The sequence below is a fragment of the Variovorax sp. 770b2 genome, from assembly GCF_900115685.1.
Taxonomy (GTDB): Bacteria; Pseudomonadota; Gammaproteobacteria; order Burkholderiales; family Burkholderiaceae_C; genus Variovorax.
Genome location: NZ_FOXJ01000001.1, coordinates 2002516 through 2017399 on the forward strand (window position 1 = coordinate 2002516; position 14884 = coordinate 2017399).

Here is a 14884-nt window from a genome sequence, read left to right on the forward strand (position 1 = left end):
GGACGCAAAAGCGTCCCCTCCGAGTTCATCGAATTCGATTCAGGACTTCGCGGCTTCCGCCACGCGTTCCGGTTGTTGTTGCTTGGCCGCGTCCGCCTTGGCGTCCATCGTCACGTTCTGCGGTGCCAGCAGGGCACCCGGGCGGATGTGCTGCAGGCCGTTGACCACGACGCGATCGCCGGCCTTCAGGCCCTTGCTCACGACGCGCAGGCCGTTGATCGATGCGCCCAGCGCCACTTCGCGGTAGACGGCCTTGCTGTCTTCGCCCACGACCATCACGAATTTCTTGTTCTGGTCGGTGCCGATGGCGCGTTCACTCACCAGGAGCGCGGTGTCGTTGCGCGCCTGGCCCATGCGGATGCGGGCGAACTGGCCGGGGATGAGCGCGCCGTCCTTGTTGTCGAAGGAAGCACGGACACGCACGGTTCCGCTGCGGGCGTCGACCTGGTTGTCGATCAGCTGCAGCTTGCCGGTGAAGGGCGTGCCCTCCAGGCCGGCGGTGCCCATCTGCACGGGAATCGTGTCGATCTGGCCGCGTGCGCCGGCGTTGGCCGGCAGGTCCTTCAGGGCGCGCGTGACGACCTGCTCGTCGGCATCGAAGCTCGCGTAGATCGGGCTCACCGAGACCAGCGTGGTCAGCACCGGTGCGCCAGGGCCCGCGGCGACGAGGTTGCCCACCGTCACTTCGAGCTTGCCGATGCGGCCGGACACCGGCGCGCGCACCTGGGTGTAGCCCAGGCTCAGGCGTGCGGTCTGCAGCGAGGCCTGTGCCGCGCGCAGGTTGGCTTCGGCTTCGCGGCCGGCGTTCACGCGCTCGTCCAGTTCACGCTGGGCGATGGCCTGCTCGTCCCAGAGGCGGCGGGCACGTTCCTGCTCGCTGCGGCTGAACGCCTGGCGGGCTTGTGCCGATGCGACCTGCGCTTCGGCACGCTCCACCTCGGCGGCGTACGGTGCGGGGTCGATGGTGATCAGCAGGTCGCCCTGCTTGACCAGTGCGCCTTCGCGAAAGTGCACCGCCTGCACGGCGCCCGCCACGCGGGATCGCACGTCGACGCGCTCGACCGCTTCGAGGCGGCCCGAGAACTCGTCCCAGGCATTGATCTGGCTCGACGCGACGACCGCCACCGACACCGGCGTGCCCTGTTGCGCCGCGACCGGCGCCGTGGCCTCGGCCTTGAAGCTGTACATGCCCACCACCGCGGCGGCCACGGCCAGCAGCGCGGTCAGGCCGGTCACGGCGGGCCACAGTCCCTTGCGGGCGGTGGAAGACAGCTTTTGTTGTTCGTTGTTCGACATGATGTTTCGTCCTTCTCGATGACTTTTTGGGATGCAACAGGCCACCCCGTCGCTTTTGGCGACAGGAGGCGGATTTCAGGGAAAAGAGGGGCCGGACGCCCGCCTCGGGGGAGGCGGCGGCTGTCAGTGGGCGGTGCTGACTCTTGCGGGTCTAGCTGGGCTCGGGCGCTGCGGGAGGCTGCGCGGGAGGTGGCGGCGTCGTGGCGCTGAAGAACTCGCGAAAGTGCTGCTGCACGTTGGCCGCGCAGTCCCGACAACCTTCGTTGTCAGGGTCGTACAGCGCCTTGGGCCAGTTCGCCGCGCCGGGCAGCACGCTGCTGGTGACCTCGATGCCGGCGGCGCGCAGGCGACCGGCGAAGGTCATGGCCTCGTCGCGCATCGCGTCGTCTTGCCCCACCAGCACCAGGGCCGGTGCCAGGGCGGCCAGGCGCAGCGAACCGCTGGGCACCGCATAGGGGTGCGTGGCGTTCGACGGGCAGCTCAGGTATTTTTCCCAGCCGCTCGCCCAGCGGCATTCGGCCGCATCGTTGGTCGCCTTGCGCAGCGACGCAGTGCCTGCGCACGGGTCCAGCATCGGCGACAGCAGGATCTGGCCTGCCAGCGGCGGATGGGCCCGGTCGCGGGCAATCAGTGCCACCGCGGCGGCCAGGTTGCCACCGGCTTCCTCGCCGGCCAGATAGACCAGCGCGCCCTTGCCGCCCAGCTTGGTGCGTTGCTTGTAGAGCCATTCGAGGGCGGCATAGCCGACTTCGATGGGTTCAGGGAACGGTTCCAACGGGTAGGCCAGCGAAACCACCACGGCACCCGCGCCGGCCAGCAGCCGGCCCACGTTGCGCCCGTTGTCCAGGCCGCCGCACACGAAGGTGCCGCCGTGGAAGTGCAGCACCAGCGGGGCCGTGTCACCCTTGGCGCGTTGCCCGTAGATACGGGCGGCCACCGGTTCGCGACCGGGCAGCTCGATCAGAAGATCGGCTTCCACGCCTTGCACCGCAGCGGCTGCGGCGGCGGCTTCGGCAGAACGGGACGATGGAACGGGTGACATGGGCGACCTCAGGGGGATGGGCGATGGTTGAAATATAAGGCGCCGTGTGTGACATGAAACAGGCACTCTGGCCCCACTCTGTTTCCAAACGGCTAACAATCCGTATGCCACGGGGGGTTGGCCGCCTTGTGTGAGAATCCGCCTCCCTCCGGCGTGGGCCGGGCACCAGAACAGGCATTCGATGGATCAAATCCAGGCCATGCGCATCTTCGTCCGCGTCGTGGAGGCCGGCACTTTCACCCGGGCAGCGGACTCGCTCGCCTTGCCCAAGGGCACGGTCACCAAGCAGATCCAGGCGCTGGAATCGCGCCTGCGCGTGAAGCTCTTGAACCGCACCACGCGCCGCGTGACGGTCACGCCCGACGGCGCCGCGTACTTCGAACGCGCCGCGCGCCTCTTGAACGACTTCGACGACATGGAGGCCAGCATGACCAATGCGCAGGCCAGCCCCACGGGGCGGCTGCGCATCGATGTCGGCACGTCGGTGGCCAGGCAGATCATCCTGCCCAACCTGGCCAGCTTCTGCGACCGCTACCCCGACATCCAGGTCGACCTGGGCGTGAGCGACCGCACGGTCGACCTGATCAGCGACAACGTCGACTGCGTGATCCGCGCCGGCGAGCTCAGCGACCAGTCGCTGGTGGCCCGGCGCATCGGCACCCTGCACTTCGTGACGGTGGCTTCGCCCGCGTACATCAAGCGCTACGGCACGCCCGCGCATCCGAACGACATCGAGAAGCGCCACACGGTGGTGAGCTACTTCTCGGGCACCACGCGGCGCATCTACCCGCACGAATTCCACAAGGGCGACGAGCGCATCGAGCTGAACGGGCCTTATCGGGTGTCGGTGAACGAGAGCAACGCGCACATCGCTGCAGTGCTCGGTGGCTTCGGCATTTCGCAGTGCATCACCTTCATGGCGGAGCCGCATCTGGAAAGCGGTGAGCTGGTCGAAGTGCTGCCGGATTGGAGCCGCGATCCGCTGCCGATTCATGTGGTCTATCCGCCGAACCGGCATCTGAGTGCAAAGGTGCGGGCGTTCGTGGATTGGGCGGCGGAGTTGTTTGCCAAGAATCCGCGGCTTCAGCGCCGCTGAATACGCCTACACGGGAGGCCATGACCGGCTGACGCAGCCGCCATGGCCCGTCACCTAGCTTGAACGCATCGATGGCTCGTTCAAGCAAAGGAGATGACCCCCATGCCCACCACCGCCACCCACAAGTGGTCCCGCCACGTCACTGAAAAAAGCGACGCGCTCGACCTGAAGAAACGCGTCTTCGCCGGCACCGACCCGCGCAGGATCGCGCGCTCGCTCAAGCGCTCCGCCGAGCACAGCGACCGCCGCAAGAGCGACCCGTACCGCTCGGCCATGTCGATGTTGAGCTTCTACATCAACCGCGCCGGCGACACGCTGCCGCGCAAGCAGCGCAGCAGGCTCGAAGCCGCGAAGGACGAGTTGCGCGATCTGTTCGGCAAGCCGCGACAGGCGCACGGCAAGCACTGAGCGCGAAGACCGGATCGATGCCGCGCTTGCAACTGCAAGAATGGAATACCCGATGGCCTGCGCACACCCCTGAACAAAGGCGCGCATGCACCCTGTGCCGTTGCTAGTCGGCCCGATAAACCGGCTCGCAGCGCACATCGGTCTTCACCGAATTGGCGATGAAGCACTCTTCATGCGCGCGGTGGTGCAGGTGCGCGATCTGCTCGCGCGTCGGCAGGCTCTCGCCGGAGAACGTGACCTCGGGCCGGAGCGTGACCACGGTCATCGCCATCTTGCCTTCGGCGTTCTTTTCCATGACGCCGCTCGCCGCATCGAAGTAGCGGTCCACGCAGAACTTGCGCTTCACCGCCATCGTGAGAAACCACAGCATGTGGCAACTCGACAGCGACGCGACGAAGGCTTCTTCCGGATCGACCGCCGACGCATCGGAAAACGGCAGCGGCACCACGTGCGGCGACGAGGAGCCCGCCCATTCCGCGCCGCCGTCGAAGCGCAGCGAGTGCCGCCGGCTGTAGGTGTTGGCCAGGAAGTCCTGCTCGCCTCGTTGCCACAGAACTTCTGCGGTGTATTCGGACATGGTCGTCGTTCTCCGTGATGGGTTGTGGGGTCAGCTTCTGGTTGGCGCCGCAGCGCGGATCTGCGCGGCGGTCACGGCCCAGGCCTTGCCTAGCATGCGTGAGAGGTAGGAGCCCGACTCCCACCCCACTTGCTGCGCGACCGAGAGCACCGAGTCGTCCGTGGTCTCGAGCAGGTAGCGCGCGCGCTCCAGACGCTTGCGCTGCTGGAATTCGAGCGGCGACACCTCGAAGGCGGTCTTGAAGATCCGCTCGACCTGCCGCCGCGAGAGCCGGTGCCGCTCGGCGAATGCATCCAGCGAAAGCGCGCGAGAAAGGTCGGCCTCGATGTCGTCGGCCAGCAGCGCAGCGAGCACCTGCGCGGGCGCGCCCCGGTCGTTCGGCTGCACGAGCGGGTGGGCCGTGAGCCGCGCCGCTTCCATGACGAGCGCGCCGCAATGCGCGACGACCCGCTCGTCGGTTTCGCCCGCCTGCGCCAGCGACAGCATCTGCTGCGACAGCGTGGTGAGCGCCGCGCTCCCGGCGCGCATGCCCTGCATCGGCGCGTGCACGCCCTGGGCGCGCAGCGCCATCTCCCAGAACTCGGAATCGACGTACACCGCGACGTGCGTCTGCCGCAACGTCTGCGCGCTCGTCGCATGGGCCGCGCCGGCGGCGAACCAGAGAAAGTGGCCGGGCGACGATTGCAGTGCATCGCCCTGCGCATCGACGATGTCGAAGCGGCCCGCCAGCGGCACGAAGAGCATGTCGCAATCGTGCGCATGCGTGCTGGTCGCATAGCCCTCGCGCGCGTTCGCCACCATCGTCGCCTTGTGGGCGAGCCGGTCGATGAACGGCGAAATCCGCAGGCCGGGCTGGGCGTCTTTCGGTGGCATGGGCCGATTGTCGCCAATGTCGCTTTCGTGCGCGCGGGTGTCGCGATCCGGCGCACTCCCGGGGGCGCGTTCGACAAGACTAGCCCGCATCCCCTCGTCGATCCTGCAAGGAACCTCATGAACCCCTCGTCCCTCGTGCGCGCCGGCCTCAAGCTGGCGGCGGCCGGTGTGCTGACAGCCGCAGCGGCCGCGCACGCCGCCTACCCGGCCAAGCCCGTGACCATCGTCGTGCCCTTTCCCGCGGGCGGCGGCACCGACGTGATCTTCCGTTCGGTGCAGGTCAAGCTGCAGGCCGAGCTGGGCGTGCCGGTGATCATCGACAACCGCGCCGGCGCGGGCGGCACCGTCGGCACCGGCTACGCGGCCAAGGCGGCGCCCGACGGCTACACGCTCGTGGCCGCGACGACCACCACCATCGCCTCGGCGCAGGCCGTGTACCCCAAGCTGCCCTACGACCCGCTGGCGGACCTCGCGCCGGTCGGCACGCTCGGCACCACGCCCTTCGTGCTGGTGGTGTCGCCCGAACTGCCGGTGAAGAACCTGGCGGAATTCATCCGCTACGCCAAGGCCAAGCCCGGCGCGCTGAACTACGGCAGCATCGGCAACGGCACCGCGAGCCACCTGGCGGCCGAGCTCTTCAAGCAGCGCACCGGCATCGACATGACGCACATTCCCTATCGCGGTGCAGCGCCCGCGCAGACCGACCTGATGGCGGGCCAGATCCAGGCGCTGTTCGACAACCCCGTCGCGCTGGCGCCGCAGGTGCGCGCCTCGCGGATGCGTGCGCTGGCGATCAGCCAGCCCTCGGCCGTGTTCCCCGAGTTGCCGACCTTCGAGGCTTCCGGCATCAAGGACTTCAAGCCCGAGCTCTGGTATGGCCTCATGGCGCCCGCCGCCACGCCCAAAGACGTGCTGCAACGCCTGCGCACCGCGCTGGACAAGGTGCTGCAAGACCGCAACCTGCGCGCAGACATGCTCTCCAAGGGCGTGGCGCCGCAAAGCCTGAGCCCCGAAGCGTTCGCCCAGAAGATCCATGCCGACATCGCTCTCTGGGGCGGCATCGCCCGCGCCGTCAACGCGAAGGCCGACTGAGGAGATGAAAAGATGACCATGCAGCTCGTTCGCGTATTCGCCCTGCCCGGCGCCGACACCGGCGGCAACCCCGCGCCCGTCTGGCTCGGTGCCGACGACATGACCACCGCGCAGATGCAGGAACACACGCGCCTGAGCGGGCACGAGTCGGTGTTCGTGCTGAAGCCGTCGAGCGCCGATCACCAGTTCCGCATGCGCTACTTCGTGCCGCGCCACGAGATGGAGATGTGCGGCCACGCGACTCTCGGCGCGCTCTGGCTGCTGCACGCGCGCGGCCTCTGGAACGGCGAGCCCGTGGCCGTCGAGACACTGAGCGGCACCGTCCAGGGCCGGTACATGCAGGGCACCGTCGAGATCAGCCAGCCGAACGCCCGAGTGGAAGTCGTCGGCGACGCGCTGGTGCAGGAGATCGCACGCTGCCTGGGTGTGGAGATACGGCAGATCGTCGGCCCGGTGCTCAACTCGGCCACGAGCCGCGTCAAGACGCTGGTTCGCCTGGAAAGCCTCGATGCGCTGCACTCGCTGCGCGTGGACCTGGGCAGCGTCGAGGCGTTGTGCGACCGGCTCGCATCGACCGGCCTCTACCCCTTTGCGCTCGCCGACGGCAACGGCCCGGTCGTCAGCGCGCGGCAGTTTCCGCGCTCGTCCGGCTATCCGGAAGATGCCGCCACCGGCATCGCTGCAGCGGCGCTCGCCTGGGGCCTGCGCGAACAGGCGCTGGCGGGCGATGCGGCCACGCTCGTGACGGTCAGGCAAGGTGAGGCGATGGGCTCGCCCTCGATGATCGGCGTGCGGCTGCCCGCGCGTGGCGAAGAGGCGCAAGGCTGCTGGCTGCGCGGCGAAGCGCGGGCGATGCAGGGGGAGCAGGCCCTGGTCAGGCACCCAGCAGCTTGACCAGCAACGGCACCAGCAGCGCCGTCGCGATGCCGTTCAGCCCCATCGCGAGCGCCGAGAACGCGCCGGCCGTCTCGTTGACCTGGATGGCCCGCGCGGTGCCGATGCCGTGCGCCGCCATGCCGACCGCGAAGCCGCGCACCGCGGGCTCCTTGATGCGAAGCAGGTTCAGGAGACCCGTCGCCATGATCGCGCCCGAGATGCCGGCCACCGCAGCCGCCACCGCGGCCAGCGACGGCAGGCCGCCGATCTTCTCGGCCACGCCCATCGCGATGGGCATGGTGGCCGACTTCGGCGCAAGCGACATGATCAGTTCGTGCGATCCACCCAGCGCCCACGCGATGCCGATGGCCGAGACGATGGCCGCCACCGAACCCATCAGCAGCGCGACACCGATCGGCAGCCACAAGCGCCGCAGCCGCGCGATCTGGCCGTAGAGCGGCACGGCCAGCGCCACGGTCGCCGGGCCGATCAGGAAGTGCACGAACTTCGCGCCTTCGAAATACGTGTCGTAGGGCGTGCGCGTGACGAGCAGCACCGTCACGATGACGACGACGGAGATCAGCACCGGATTGACCATCGGGTTCGCGCCGCTGCGCCGGTGCAGCCACAGCGCCCCCAGGTACGCGAGCAGCGTGAGCGACAGCCACAGCAGCGGCGACTGCGCGAGAAAAACCCAGATCTCGGAGAGCTTCGCGGGCGCGGAAATCATCGAGAAACCTCCGCGCTTCGCGCTGCGGTGCGAGCTTGCTTGGGGCGGCCCGGCGCGGCGCTCATTCCGCGTTCTTTCCGGTGATGCGGATCATCCAGCGAAAGGTGAGCGCGGTGACGGTCATGGTGAAGGCCGCGCCGACGATGCCGGCCGCCAGGAACGGCAGCCACTCGCGCCCCACCCGCTCGAAATGCAGCATGACGCCGGTCACGGCGGGAATGAACAGCAGCATCAGGTTGCGCAGCAAGTGGCCCGAGGTGTCGGTCAGCGCCTGCGGCACGCCGCCGCGCACGAGCAGCGCGATGAAGAGCAGCACCATGCCGATCAGCGGACCCGGAATCGGCAGGCCCAGCCACTGCACGAGCAGTTCGCCGGCCAGCTGGCAAAGGAAGAGAGAGGTGATGGCGTAGAGCATGGTTTCAATCTTCGGTGCAAGCGGCTGCGCGTGTCCAGGCCTCCCTCAGCGCCTGCTGGCTCTGCGGCGGCAGAACGCCCAGGCGCACGTGGCCCGGCAGGCCGAAGGAGGCGCAGTCGCGCAGCTTGATGCCGCCGGCGCGCAACGCGGCCGCGCGCCGAGGGTAAGGCGCGTCGGTGCGGGCGCAGAAGAAATTGGCGTCGCTGGGCAGGCACTGCCAGCCCAGCGATTCGCAGAGCGCACGTTGCTGCGCCTTCCAGCTTCGTAGGGTCCGCAGGCTCTCGGCGAGCCACGCTTGCGCTTCATCGCCGGTCCATGTTTCGAGCAGCGCCACGCCGTGGGTGCCGAGCGGCCATGACGGTGCGAGCCGTTCGAGCCGCTGCATCAGGGGCGCGGCGGCGGCGTCGTCGGGCGCGATCGCGTAGGCGGCGCGGATGCCGGTGAGGCCCATGGCCTTGTTCGGCGTCCAGAGTTGCCAGACGCGGTTGCGCTGCGCGGCATCGAGCGAAGCCCGGCCTTCGAGGCGCAGCGGTTCGTAGGCCATGTCCAGAACGCAGGTGCTGCCGGCCTCGGCGTGCAGTGGGAGATCGTCCTGCGCCTGCCCCAACGGACTCGACGGCTCGCAACACCAGTGCAACGCCGCTTCGCCATACGGCTCCGGCGCACGCAGCACCTGCAGCCCCCACGCCAGTGCCGCACGCTCGTAGTCGCCGTAGCTGTGCGCCGGCAGCCAGACCTGCCGGCCACCGCCCTGCGCGACGGCCGCACCGATGCGATGGATGAATTCGCTCGCGCTCGCAGCGATCACGAGGCGCTCGCCCCCGACGCCATGAAAAGCAGCGAGCCTTTCGCGCAACGACGTGTAGCGCGGGTCGGGATAGTGCGCAGCGTCGACCGCGCGCAACGCGGCCACCGCTGCCGGACACGCGCCCACCGCGTTGCCGTTGGTCGAGAAGTCGTGCGGCGCCGCACCGGTCTCGTCGGGGCCGCCATGCAGGGCACTGGTGAGTGTCATGGCCATCTCGCCATCGAAAAGATCGCAAGGATCGCCACCGACGCCACCACCGCCCACGCCAGCACCGCCCTGCCGGCCAGCACGGCGGTGCGCTGCGTGTCTGCCGCCGCGGCTTTGCGCCCCTCGCCGTTCAAGGTGTAGACCCCGGGCTTGGCAAGCCGCACGCCGACCAGCAGCGCCATCGCGGCCATCGGCCAGCCGCTGTTGGGCGACGGTGTGCGGCGCGCCTCGCGCCCCAGGTCTCTTGGCCATTGCCATGCCGCCAGTGCCAGCAGCAGCACGGTGATGCGCGCGGGAAGCCACGAGAGCACATCGTCGGCGCGCGCGGCCCATTTGCCGAGCCAGGTCCAGTCGCGGCCGTTGCGGAGGCCACGGTAGCCCCACATCGCATCGGCCGTGTTGGCGAAGCGGTAGAGCGCCGCGCCCGGCAGGCCGAGCAGCACGAACCAGAACAGCGGCGCCACCAGCGAGTCGTTGAGGTTCTCGGCCAGCGACTCGATCGCGCTCTCGCGCACCTCGCGTTCGCTCAGCATGGAGACATCGCGGCTCACCAGCCGGGCCAGTTGCGCCCGGCCCGCATCGAGCGACACGGCCAGCGCCGCCTCGACCGCCAGCACTTCGTCGCGCAGCATCCGCCATGCGAAGAGCGGCTTCAACAACAGCCCCAGCAGCGCGGCCGCGGCCCATGCGGGGAGATGCAGCGTGACGAGCGATTGCAGCAGCAACGCCGCGCACCAAACCGCCATGCCGCCGATGCACCAGGTCAACGCGCCGATGAAGAACAGCGGCAGGTCCACGCGCTTCACCTGGTGGGGCCGGGGCGCGATGCGCGAACCGACCCAGCCGAGGTACTGCCCCATCCAGACCACGGGATGCAAGCGCGCCGTCGGCTCGCCCAGCCAGCGGTCGATGGCCAGCGCGAGCCAGAGCGCCGCGATGGCGACGAGGGCATGGGCGAAGGCCAAGGAGAAAGAAAAAGAAAAGGCAGGCATGGGCGCCGTCATTCTCGCGAATCAGGCAGCGACGGCAGCCGGGTGCCGCGCCCGGCCGCGCCGCCACTGCGCGAAGGCGCCGAGCGCGATGAGCAGCGCCGCGCCGAACGCGACCCAGAGGCGGAGCACCACGGTCTCGGCCTTCGGCGGCGGTGCCTCGTCGGGCGTGGGTTCGAGCTTGAGGCCGGCCACGTGCTGGGTGCCGCTGTCTTGCGCGGGGGCGGCCTCGTCGGGTGCCGGTGCGGGCGAAGGCGCGGAGAGCGGCGTAGCCACGGGCGCCCTCTGCGCTTCCCGCGCTTCCCGCGCTTCCCGCACGTCCCGTACTTCCACGGGCGCGGCAGCCCGCGGTGCCAGTTCCGCCTGCACGAAGCGCTGCACCGCCGTATTGCGTTCGCGCAGGCCCGTGGCGCGAACGGCCTCGGCGTAAGCCTTCGCCAGCTCGCGCCGCGTCGCGGCATCGGGCGCCCAGTAGTTCAGCCGCACCGCGTCGAGCATGCGCTCCAGCGTCTGCGCGAAGGCCGCGCGGTTGTCGCCTTCCAGCCATTCGCGCGTGCCCAGCCTGTACCTGTCGCGCACGTACACGTCGTGCAGCGACTGCCACTGGTCCTGGCGCACCGTGCCGGGCGCGGTGACCTGCCAGCCCCAGAGGAACTGCGCGGTCTTGAGCACCTGCAGCGTGCCGCTGTAGCCCTCGGCCTTCTGCGCCTGGATCCATTGCGGGTGCAGGTAGCGCGTCTGCATTTCGCGCGCGATGGCGCCGGCGGCGGTGTCGGTGCGCACCGCGCCGCCGTCGCGCAGGTTCTGCACGTACAGCGCCGGGTCCTTGCCCGTGAGCTGGCGCACGGCCTGCGCGATGCCGCCGAGGTACTGGAACGGATCGTCGTTGGTGAGCACGCCGTAGAGATTGGACGTGCGCGCCATCAGCGCCGCATCGACCTGCGCGAGGTTGCCCGCGTAGGCGCCGGGCCGCGCCACGCCGTCGAGCCCTTGCCCGTAGGCGTGGCCCATGCGGTCCATGTAGAGCCGCGCCATCTGCGCATCACCACCGCCGCGGCGCTGCGAAGCCCACACATCGCTCGCGAGCGCAGCTTCTTCGAGCCCGGCACCGTAGCTGCCCTGCTCGTTCGAGAACACGCGCGCGGTCGACCAGCGCGTCGCCTCGGCCGGCGTGGCGCCTTCCGCGCGCAGCTTGCGGGCCAGCGCGTTGCTGTGCCGCGCGACGGCGTTGCCGGGCTCGTCCAGCGCGGCCACCTGCTGCACCGCCTCGTCGAGCCAGCGCATCACGTTGGGAAACTGGTCGCGGTACGAGCCCGTCACGCTGACCAGCACGTCCATGCGCGGCCGCTTCAGCGCCGATGCGGGCAGCACCTCGATGCCGGCGATGCGCCCTGCCTCGTCCCAGCGCGGCTTCACGCCCATGGCGTAGAAGGCCTGGCTCTCCATCACGCCCTGATGGCGCGAGGCCTCGCCGGCCCAGAGGGTGAAGGCGATCTTTTCGGGCGGCTTGCCGGCGTGGCCTTTGGCGTGTTCGGCGATCCATGCGTCCATCGCGGCGACGCCGATGTCCCACGCGGCCCGCGTCGGCACACGGCTCGGGTCGAAACCGTAGAGATTGCGCCCGGTCGGCAGGCTGTCGGGATTGCGCACCGGGTCGCCGCCGTAGCTGGCTTTGAGGTAGCGGCCGTCGAGCGCGGTGAGCAGGCCTTCGATTTCTTCGTTGTGCGCGAGTGCGGCGTCGATCTTCTGCGCGCGCAGGGCCATGGTTCGCAGCGCCTTGGCATCCGCGCCCATTGCGCTCGCGGTATCGGCATCCTTGACCGCGACTTCGACCCATCGTGCGAGGCGCGAAGCCGCGATGTTCTTCGCATCGACAAGGAAGGCCTCATCGACGTCTTCGCCCAGCGCCTCGGCCAGCGGCTTGCCAAGGATCTGCAGGATCGTCATGCGGCGACGCTCCGCATCCGGCGCCTGCCCGAAGGTTGCGAGGCCCAGCGGCTGCGCGGTCTGCGCCAGTTCGTCCAGGTACGGATGCAGCACCGCGATGAAGCCGGCGAAGTCGGCGCGAATGCGTGCGGGCGTCCATTTCAGGTCGCGGTCGTAGTGCTGTTCGACGAACTCCGCGGCGAGCTCTTTTTCCATCGCGGCTTTCACCGGCCCGGGCGACAGCGTCTCCCAGTCGTGCATCCGCTCATGCATTGCCTGCACGCCGGGGCGAAAGCCCGCGGGCGCGAACATCGGTGTCGAGTGGCTCACCATCGTCGCGCGGCCGCGGCGCTTGGCGGTCGTGGCCTCGCCGAGGTTGTCCATGATGTACGGGTAGACGTTGGGCAGGTCGCCGAGCGCGAGCAGCGGATCGTCCTGCACCGAGAGCCCGCGCTCCTTGCCGGCCGACCATTCGACCGTGCCGTGCGTGCCCACGTGCACGACCGCGCTCGCGCCGAACTGCGTGCGCAGCCACAGGTACGTCGCCAGGTAGCCATGGCTCAGCGGAATGGCCGAGCGGTGGTAGACCTGCTCCGCCTTGCCCGCCACCTGCGTACCGGGCTCGAAGCGCGGCGGCTGGCGCAGCACGACGACGTTGCCGAACTGCACGCGCGGGACGACGAAGGCTTGCTCGCCCGCGACGGGCCGCAGCATCGTCGATTTCTCCGGTGGCCCCCAGTAGGTCTCGATGCGGCGCTGCGTCTCCACCGGCAGTGCGCGAAACCACGCGACGTAGCGCGACAGCGGCAGCGAATCGGCCAGTCCCTTGTCGAGCAGCGGCTGCAACGCATCGCCGCCATCGACGGGGTAGTAGGCCTTCATGGTCGCCTGCACCTGCGCGATGAGCGCGTCCGCGCCGGGTATCTCGGTGCGGTAGCCCGCCGACTGCATCGCCGCCAGCATGTGGTTCACGCTGCGCGGCACGTTGAGAAACGACGCACCGAAGTTCGCCTCGCCCGGCGGGTAGTTGTAGACCAGCAGCGCGACGCGCCGGTCCGCGGCCGGCGTGCGCTGCAGCCGCAGCAGCGCAGCGGCCTTGCCGGCCACCGCGTCGATCTGCGCGGGCAGCGGCTGCAGCGTGCCGCCGGCGGCATCGCGCGCGCTCACGAGCATCGGGTCGGTCATGCCGGCCAGTTCGCTCGGGCTGTAGTAGGAGGCGATGTCGGTCTGCGCGAGGCCGTCCTTGCTTGCGGCCCACTGGGTAGCGTCCATCGCGAGCGACGGCAGGGTCTGCAGCACCGGCACGCCGATGCGCTCCAGCTCGGCCTTGCGCTCGTTCGGCGTGAAGACCAGCGCGGCGTTGACGATCAGGTCGGCCACGCGGCGCCCGTCCCCATCGCCCGCGTGCGTCATGCGAAAGAACAGGTCCTTCTGCTGGCGTGGGCCGTAGAAGGCGTAGGCGCGAAGGCCGCGCTGTTCGAGTGCGCCGATCAGCGTGTCGAGCCAGCCGGTGTCGTCGCCCGTCACGGTGGCGCCGTTGATGGCGATGGCGACGGTTCCGGTCGTGCCGGGCAGCTTGTCCACTGCCGCGAGGCCGGTCTCGATGCGCGGCCAGCGCGGGTGATAGAAGCCCGAGAGCGGCGTCGGCACGGGTGGCGGCAGTCCGTTCACGTCGTCGATCTGCGCCAACGCCTTCATCGCCGACTTCAGGTTGGCCGCTCCCGCGAACCGCCAGTACGCCCGCAACCGCTGTGCCCAGGCCGCATCGACGCCGCGTTCGGCAGCGAGCGGCGCGGCGCTGGAGGTTTGCCCCTTGGCCACGAGCGCGAACTCGCCGATCAGCACATACGGCACGGCACTGCGCGAAACCACATCGCCGAAGCGCGCCGCCGCGGCCTGCGCCACGCTGATGTGTGGCGCATCGATCACCAGCAGCCGCGTGCCGTCGAGGGCCGCTGCCAGCGCTTCAGGCGAATCCTTCGCGGCCGACACCACCTGCAGCGGCAGCCCCGCTTCGTGCGCCGCTTCCTGCAGCCGCACCACGCGCGCCGGGGACACCAGCGATGTGCTCAGCACCACGATGCGCGAAGGCTCGTCCGGCTCGGCGTGTGCGCAGAACGCCAGCGCCATCAGCAAGAGCCAGGCGAGGAGGCGCGTCACTTCCCGCCCTGCACCGCCGAAGCTGCCGGAACGGCGTCCGCCGGCACATAGACCATCGTGCCGTCCTTCAGCCGCCAGGCCGTACCGGCCTTCTCGCCGTCGCCCTGCCCCGTCGCGCCGCTGGCCTTGAAGCGCGTGACCTTCTGCCCTTCGCGCGTGATGATCTCCATGTCCGGCTTGCCCTCGTTGCGGATGATCGTCACCTTGTCCTGCGCGAACGGGTTCATCGGGTTGTTGATGACCGCGATCATCAGCATGCCGATGACCACCATGAACACGTCGATCAGGTTGATGGTCGAGAGCACCGGGTCGTCGTCGTCCGTGTCCAGGCTGCTCAGGATCGAGAACTGACGACGGGTCATCGGTGCACCCTTGGCGCTGCGCGCCTT

At 69.4% G+C, this 14884-nt stretch carries 14 protein-coding genes; 4 read left to right on the forward strand and 10 right to left on the reverse strand.

All coding sequences use genetic code 11. The features are described 5' to 3' along the window. Positions 1-39: 39 nt before the first annotated feature. Positions 40-1296, reverse strand: coding sequence for an efflux RND transporter periplasmic adaptor subunit (locus BM133_RS09125; RefSeq protein WP_093433148.1), 1257 nt, complete (start codon positions 1294-1296; stop codon positions 40-42). Between the two features lie 151 nt (positions 1297-1447). After that, positions 1448-2338, reverse strand: coding sequence for an alpha/beta hydrolase fold domain-containing protein (locus BM133_RS09130; RefSeq protein ID WP_093433149.1), 891 nt, complete (start codon positions 2336-2338; stop codon positions 1448-1450). Positions 2339-2519: 181 nt separating this feature from the next. Here BM133_RS09130 and BM133_RS09135 point away from each other — a divergent pair, with 181 nt between their 5' ends. Together BM133_RS09135 and BM133_RS09140 are read left to right on the forward strand one after the other, a co-directional pair. Continuing rightward, positions 2520-3434 carry a LysR family transcriptional regulator gene (locus tag BM133_RS09135; RefSeq protein WP_093433151.1) on the forward strand — a complete coding sequence of 305 codons (915 nt, stop codon included), beginning with the start codon at positions 2520-2522 and terminating at the stop codon, positions 3432-3434. Between the two features lie 102 nt (positions 3435-3536). Further along, a complete protein-coding gene (locus BM133_RS09140) occupies positions 3537-3842 on the forward strand; it encodes a DUF3175 domain-containing protein (RefSeq protein ID WP_093433153.1) in 306 nt (101 codons plus the stop codon). A 103-nt stretch (positions 3843-3945) separates the two neighbouring features. Here the strand turns inward: BM133_RS09140 and BM133_RS09145 are convergent, their stop codons facing one another. After that, positions 3946-4419 carry an OsmC family protein gene (locus BM133_RS09145; protein WP_093433154.1) on the reverse strand — a complete coding sequence of 158 codons (474 nt, stop codon included), beginning with the start codon at positions 4417-4419 and terminating at the stop codon, positions 3946-3948. Positions 4420-4449: 30 nt separating this feature from the next. Next, positions 4450-5292 (reverse strand): helix-turn-helix domain-containing protein, encoded by an 843-nt coding sequence (locus BM133_RS35120; RefSeq protein ID WP_177224764.1) that lies wholly within the window; start codon positions 5290-5292, stop codon positions 4450-4452. A 117-nt stretch (positions 5293-5409) separates the two neighbouring features. Here BM133_RS35120 and BM133_RS35125 point away from each other — a divergent pair, with 117 nt between their 5' ends. Beyond that, positions 5410-6384 carry a Bug family tripartite tricarboxylate transporter substrate binding protein gene (locus BM133_RS35125; RefSeq protein ID WP_177224765.1) on the forward strand — a complete coding sequence of 325 codons (975 nt, stop codon included), beginning with the start codon at positions 5410-5412 and terminating at the stop codon, positions 6382-6384. A 12-nt stretch (positions 6385-6396) separates the two neighbouring features. Beyond that, entirely contained in the window at positions 6397-7278 is an 882-nt protein-coding gene (locus BM133_RS09155) for a PhzF family phenazine biosynthesis protein (RefSeq protein ID WP_093433158.1), read from the forward strand. On the opposite strand, the gene BM133_RS09160 is transcribed toward BM133_RS09155, so the two are convergent. From BM133_RS09160 to BM133_RS09185, 6 genes are all read right to left on the reverse strand, one after another. Then, complete coding sequence (locus BM133_RS09160) at positions 7259-7987, reverse strand: LrgB family protein (protein WP_093435201.1); 729 nt, start codon at positions 7985-7987, stop codon at positions 7259-7261. The genes BM133_RS09155 and BM133_RS09160 overlap by 20 nt on opposite strands. A 64-nt stretch (positions 7988-8051) precedes the next feature. Further along, entirely contained in the window at positions 8052-8405 is a 354-nt protein-coding gene (locus tag BM133_RS09165) for a CidA/LrgA family protein (RefSeq protein ID WP_093433160.1), read from the reverse strand. 4 nt (positions 8406-8409) lie between these two features. Beyond that, positions 8410-9420 carry an aminotransferase class I/II-fold pyridoxal phosphate-dependent enzyme gene (locus BM133_RS09170; RefSeq protein ID WP_093435203.1) on the reverse strand — a complete coding sequence of 337 codons (1011 nt, stop codon included), beginning with the start codon at positions 9418-9420 and terminating at the stop codon, positions 8410-8412. Continuing rightward, entirely contained in the window at positions 9417-10424 is a 1008-nt protein-coding gene (cbiB, locus tag BM133_RS09175) for an adenosylcobinamide-phosphate synthase CbiB (RefSeq protein ID WP_093433162.1), read from the reverse strand. Before cbiB ends, BM133_RS09170 begins: the two co-directional genes overlap by 4 nt. Before the next feature lie 9 nt (positions 10425-10433). Then, entirely contained in the window at positions 10434-14495 is a 4062-nt protein-coding gene (cobN, locus tag BM133_RS09180; RefSeq protein ID WP_093433163.1) for a cobaltochelatase subunit CobN, read from the reverse strand. After that, on the reverse strand, positions 14492-14857 hold the full coding sequence (locus tag BM133_RS09185) for a DUF2149 domain-containing protein (RefSeq protein ID WP_093433165.1): 366 nt from the start codon (positions 14855-14857) through the stop codon (positions 14492-14494). Before BM133_RS09185 ends, cobN begins: the two co-directional genes overlap by 4 nt. Positions 14858-14884 lie beyond the last annotated feature (27 nt).

Coding starts and splice junctions, on each gene's coding strand:
- BM133_RS09125 (WP_093433148.1), bottom strand. CDS start 1,296: ATGTCGAACAACGAACAACAAAAGCTGTCTTCCACCGCCCGCAAGGGA.
- BM133_RS09130 (WP_093433149.1), bottom strand. CDS start 2,338: ATGTCACCCGTTCCATCGTCCCGTTCTGCCGAAGCCGCCGCCGCAGCC.
- BM133_RS09135 (WP_093433151.1), top strand. CDS start 2,520: ATGGATCAAATCCAGGCCATGCGCATCTTCGTCCGCGTCGTGGAGGCC.
- BM133_RS09140 (WP_093433153.1), top strand. CDS start 3,537: ATGCCCACCACCGCCACCCACAAGTGGTCCCGCCACGTCACTGAAAAA.
- BM133_RS09145 (WP_093433154.1), bottom strand. CDS start 4,419: ATGTCCGAATACACCGCAGAAGTTCTGTGGCAACGAGGCGAGCAGGAC.
- BM133_RS35120 (WP_177224764.1), bottom strand. CDS start 5,292: ATGCCACCGAAAGACGCCCAGCCCGGCCTGCGGATTTCGCCGTTCATC.
- BM133_RS35125 (WP_177224765.1), top strand. CDS start 5,410: ATGAACCCCTCGTCCCTCGTGCGCGCCGGCCTCAAGCTGGCGGCGGCC.
- BM133_RS09155 (WP_093433158.1), top strand. CDS start 6,397: ATGACCATGCAGCTCGTTCGCGTATTCGCCCTGCCCGGCGCCGACACC.
- BM133_RS09165 (WP_093433160.1), bottom strand. CDS start 8,405: ATGCTCTACGCCATCACCTCTCTCTTCCTTTGCCAGCTGGCCGGCGAA.
- BM133_RS09170 (WP_093435203.1), bottom strand. CDS start 9,420: ATGACACTCACCAGTGCCCTGCATGGCGGCCCCGACGAGACCGGTGCG.
- cbiB (WP_093433162.1), bottom strand. CDS start 10,424: ATGACGGCGCCCATGCCTGCCTTTTCTTTTTCTTTCTCCTTGGCCTTC.
- BM133_RS09185 (WP_093433165.1), bottom strand. CDS start 14,857: ATGACCCGTCGTCAGTTCTCGATCCTGAGCAGCCTGGACACGGACGAC.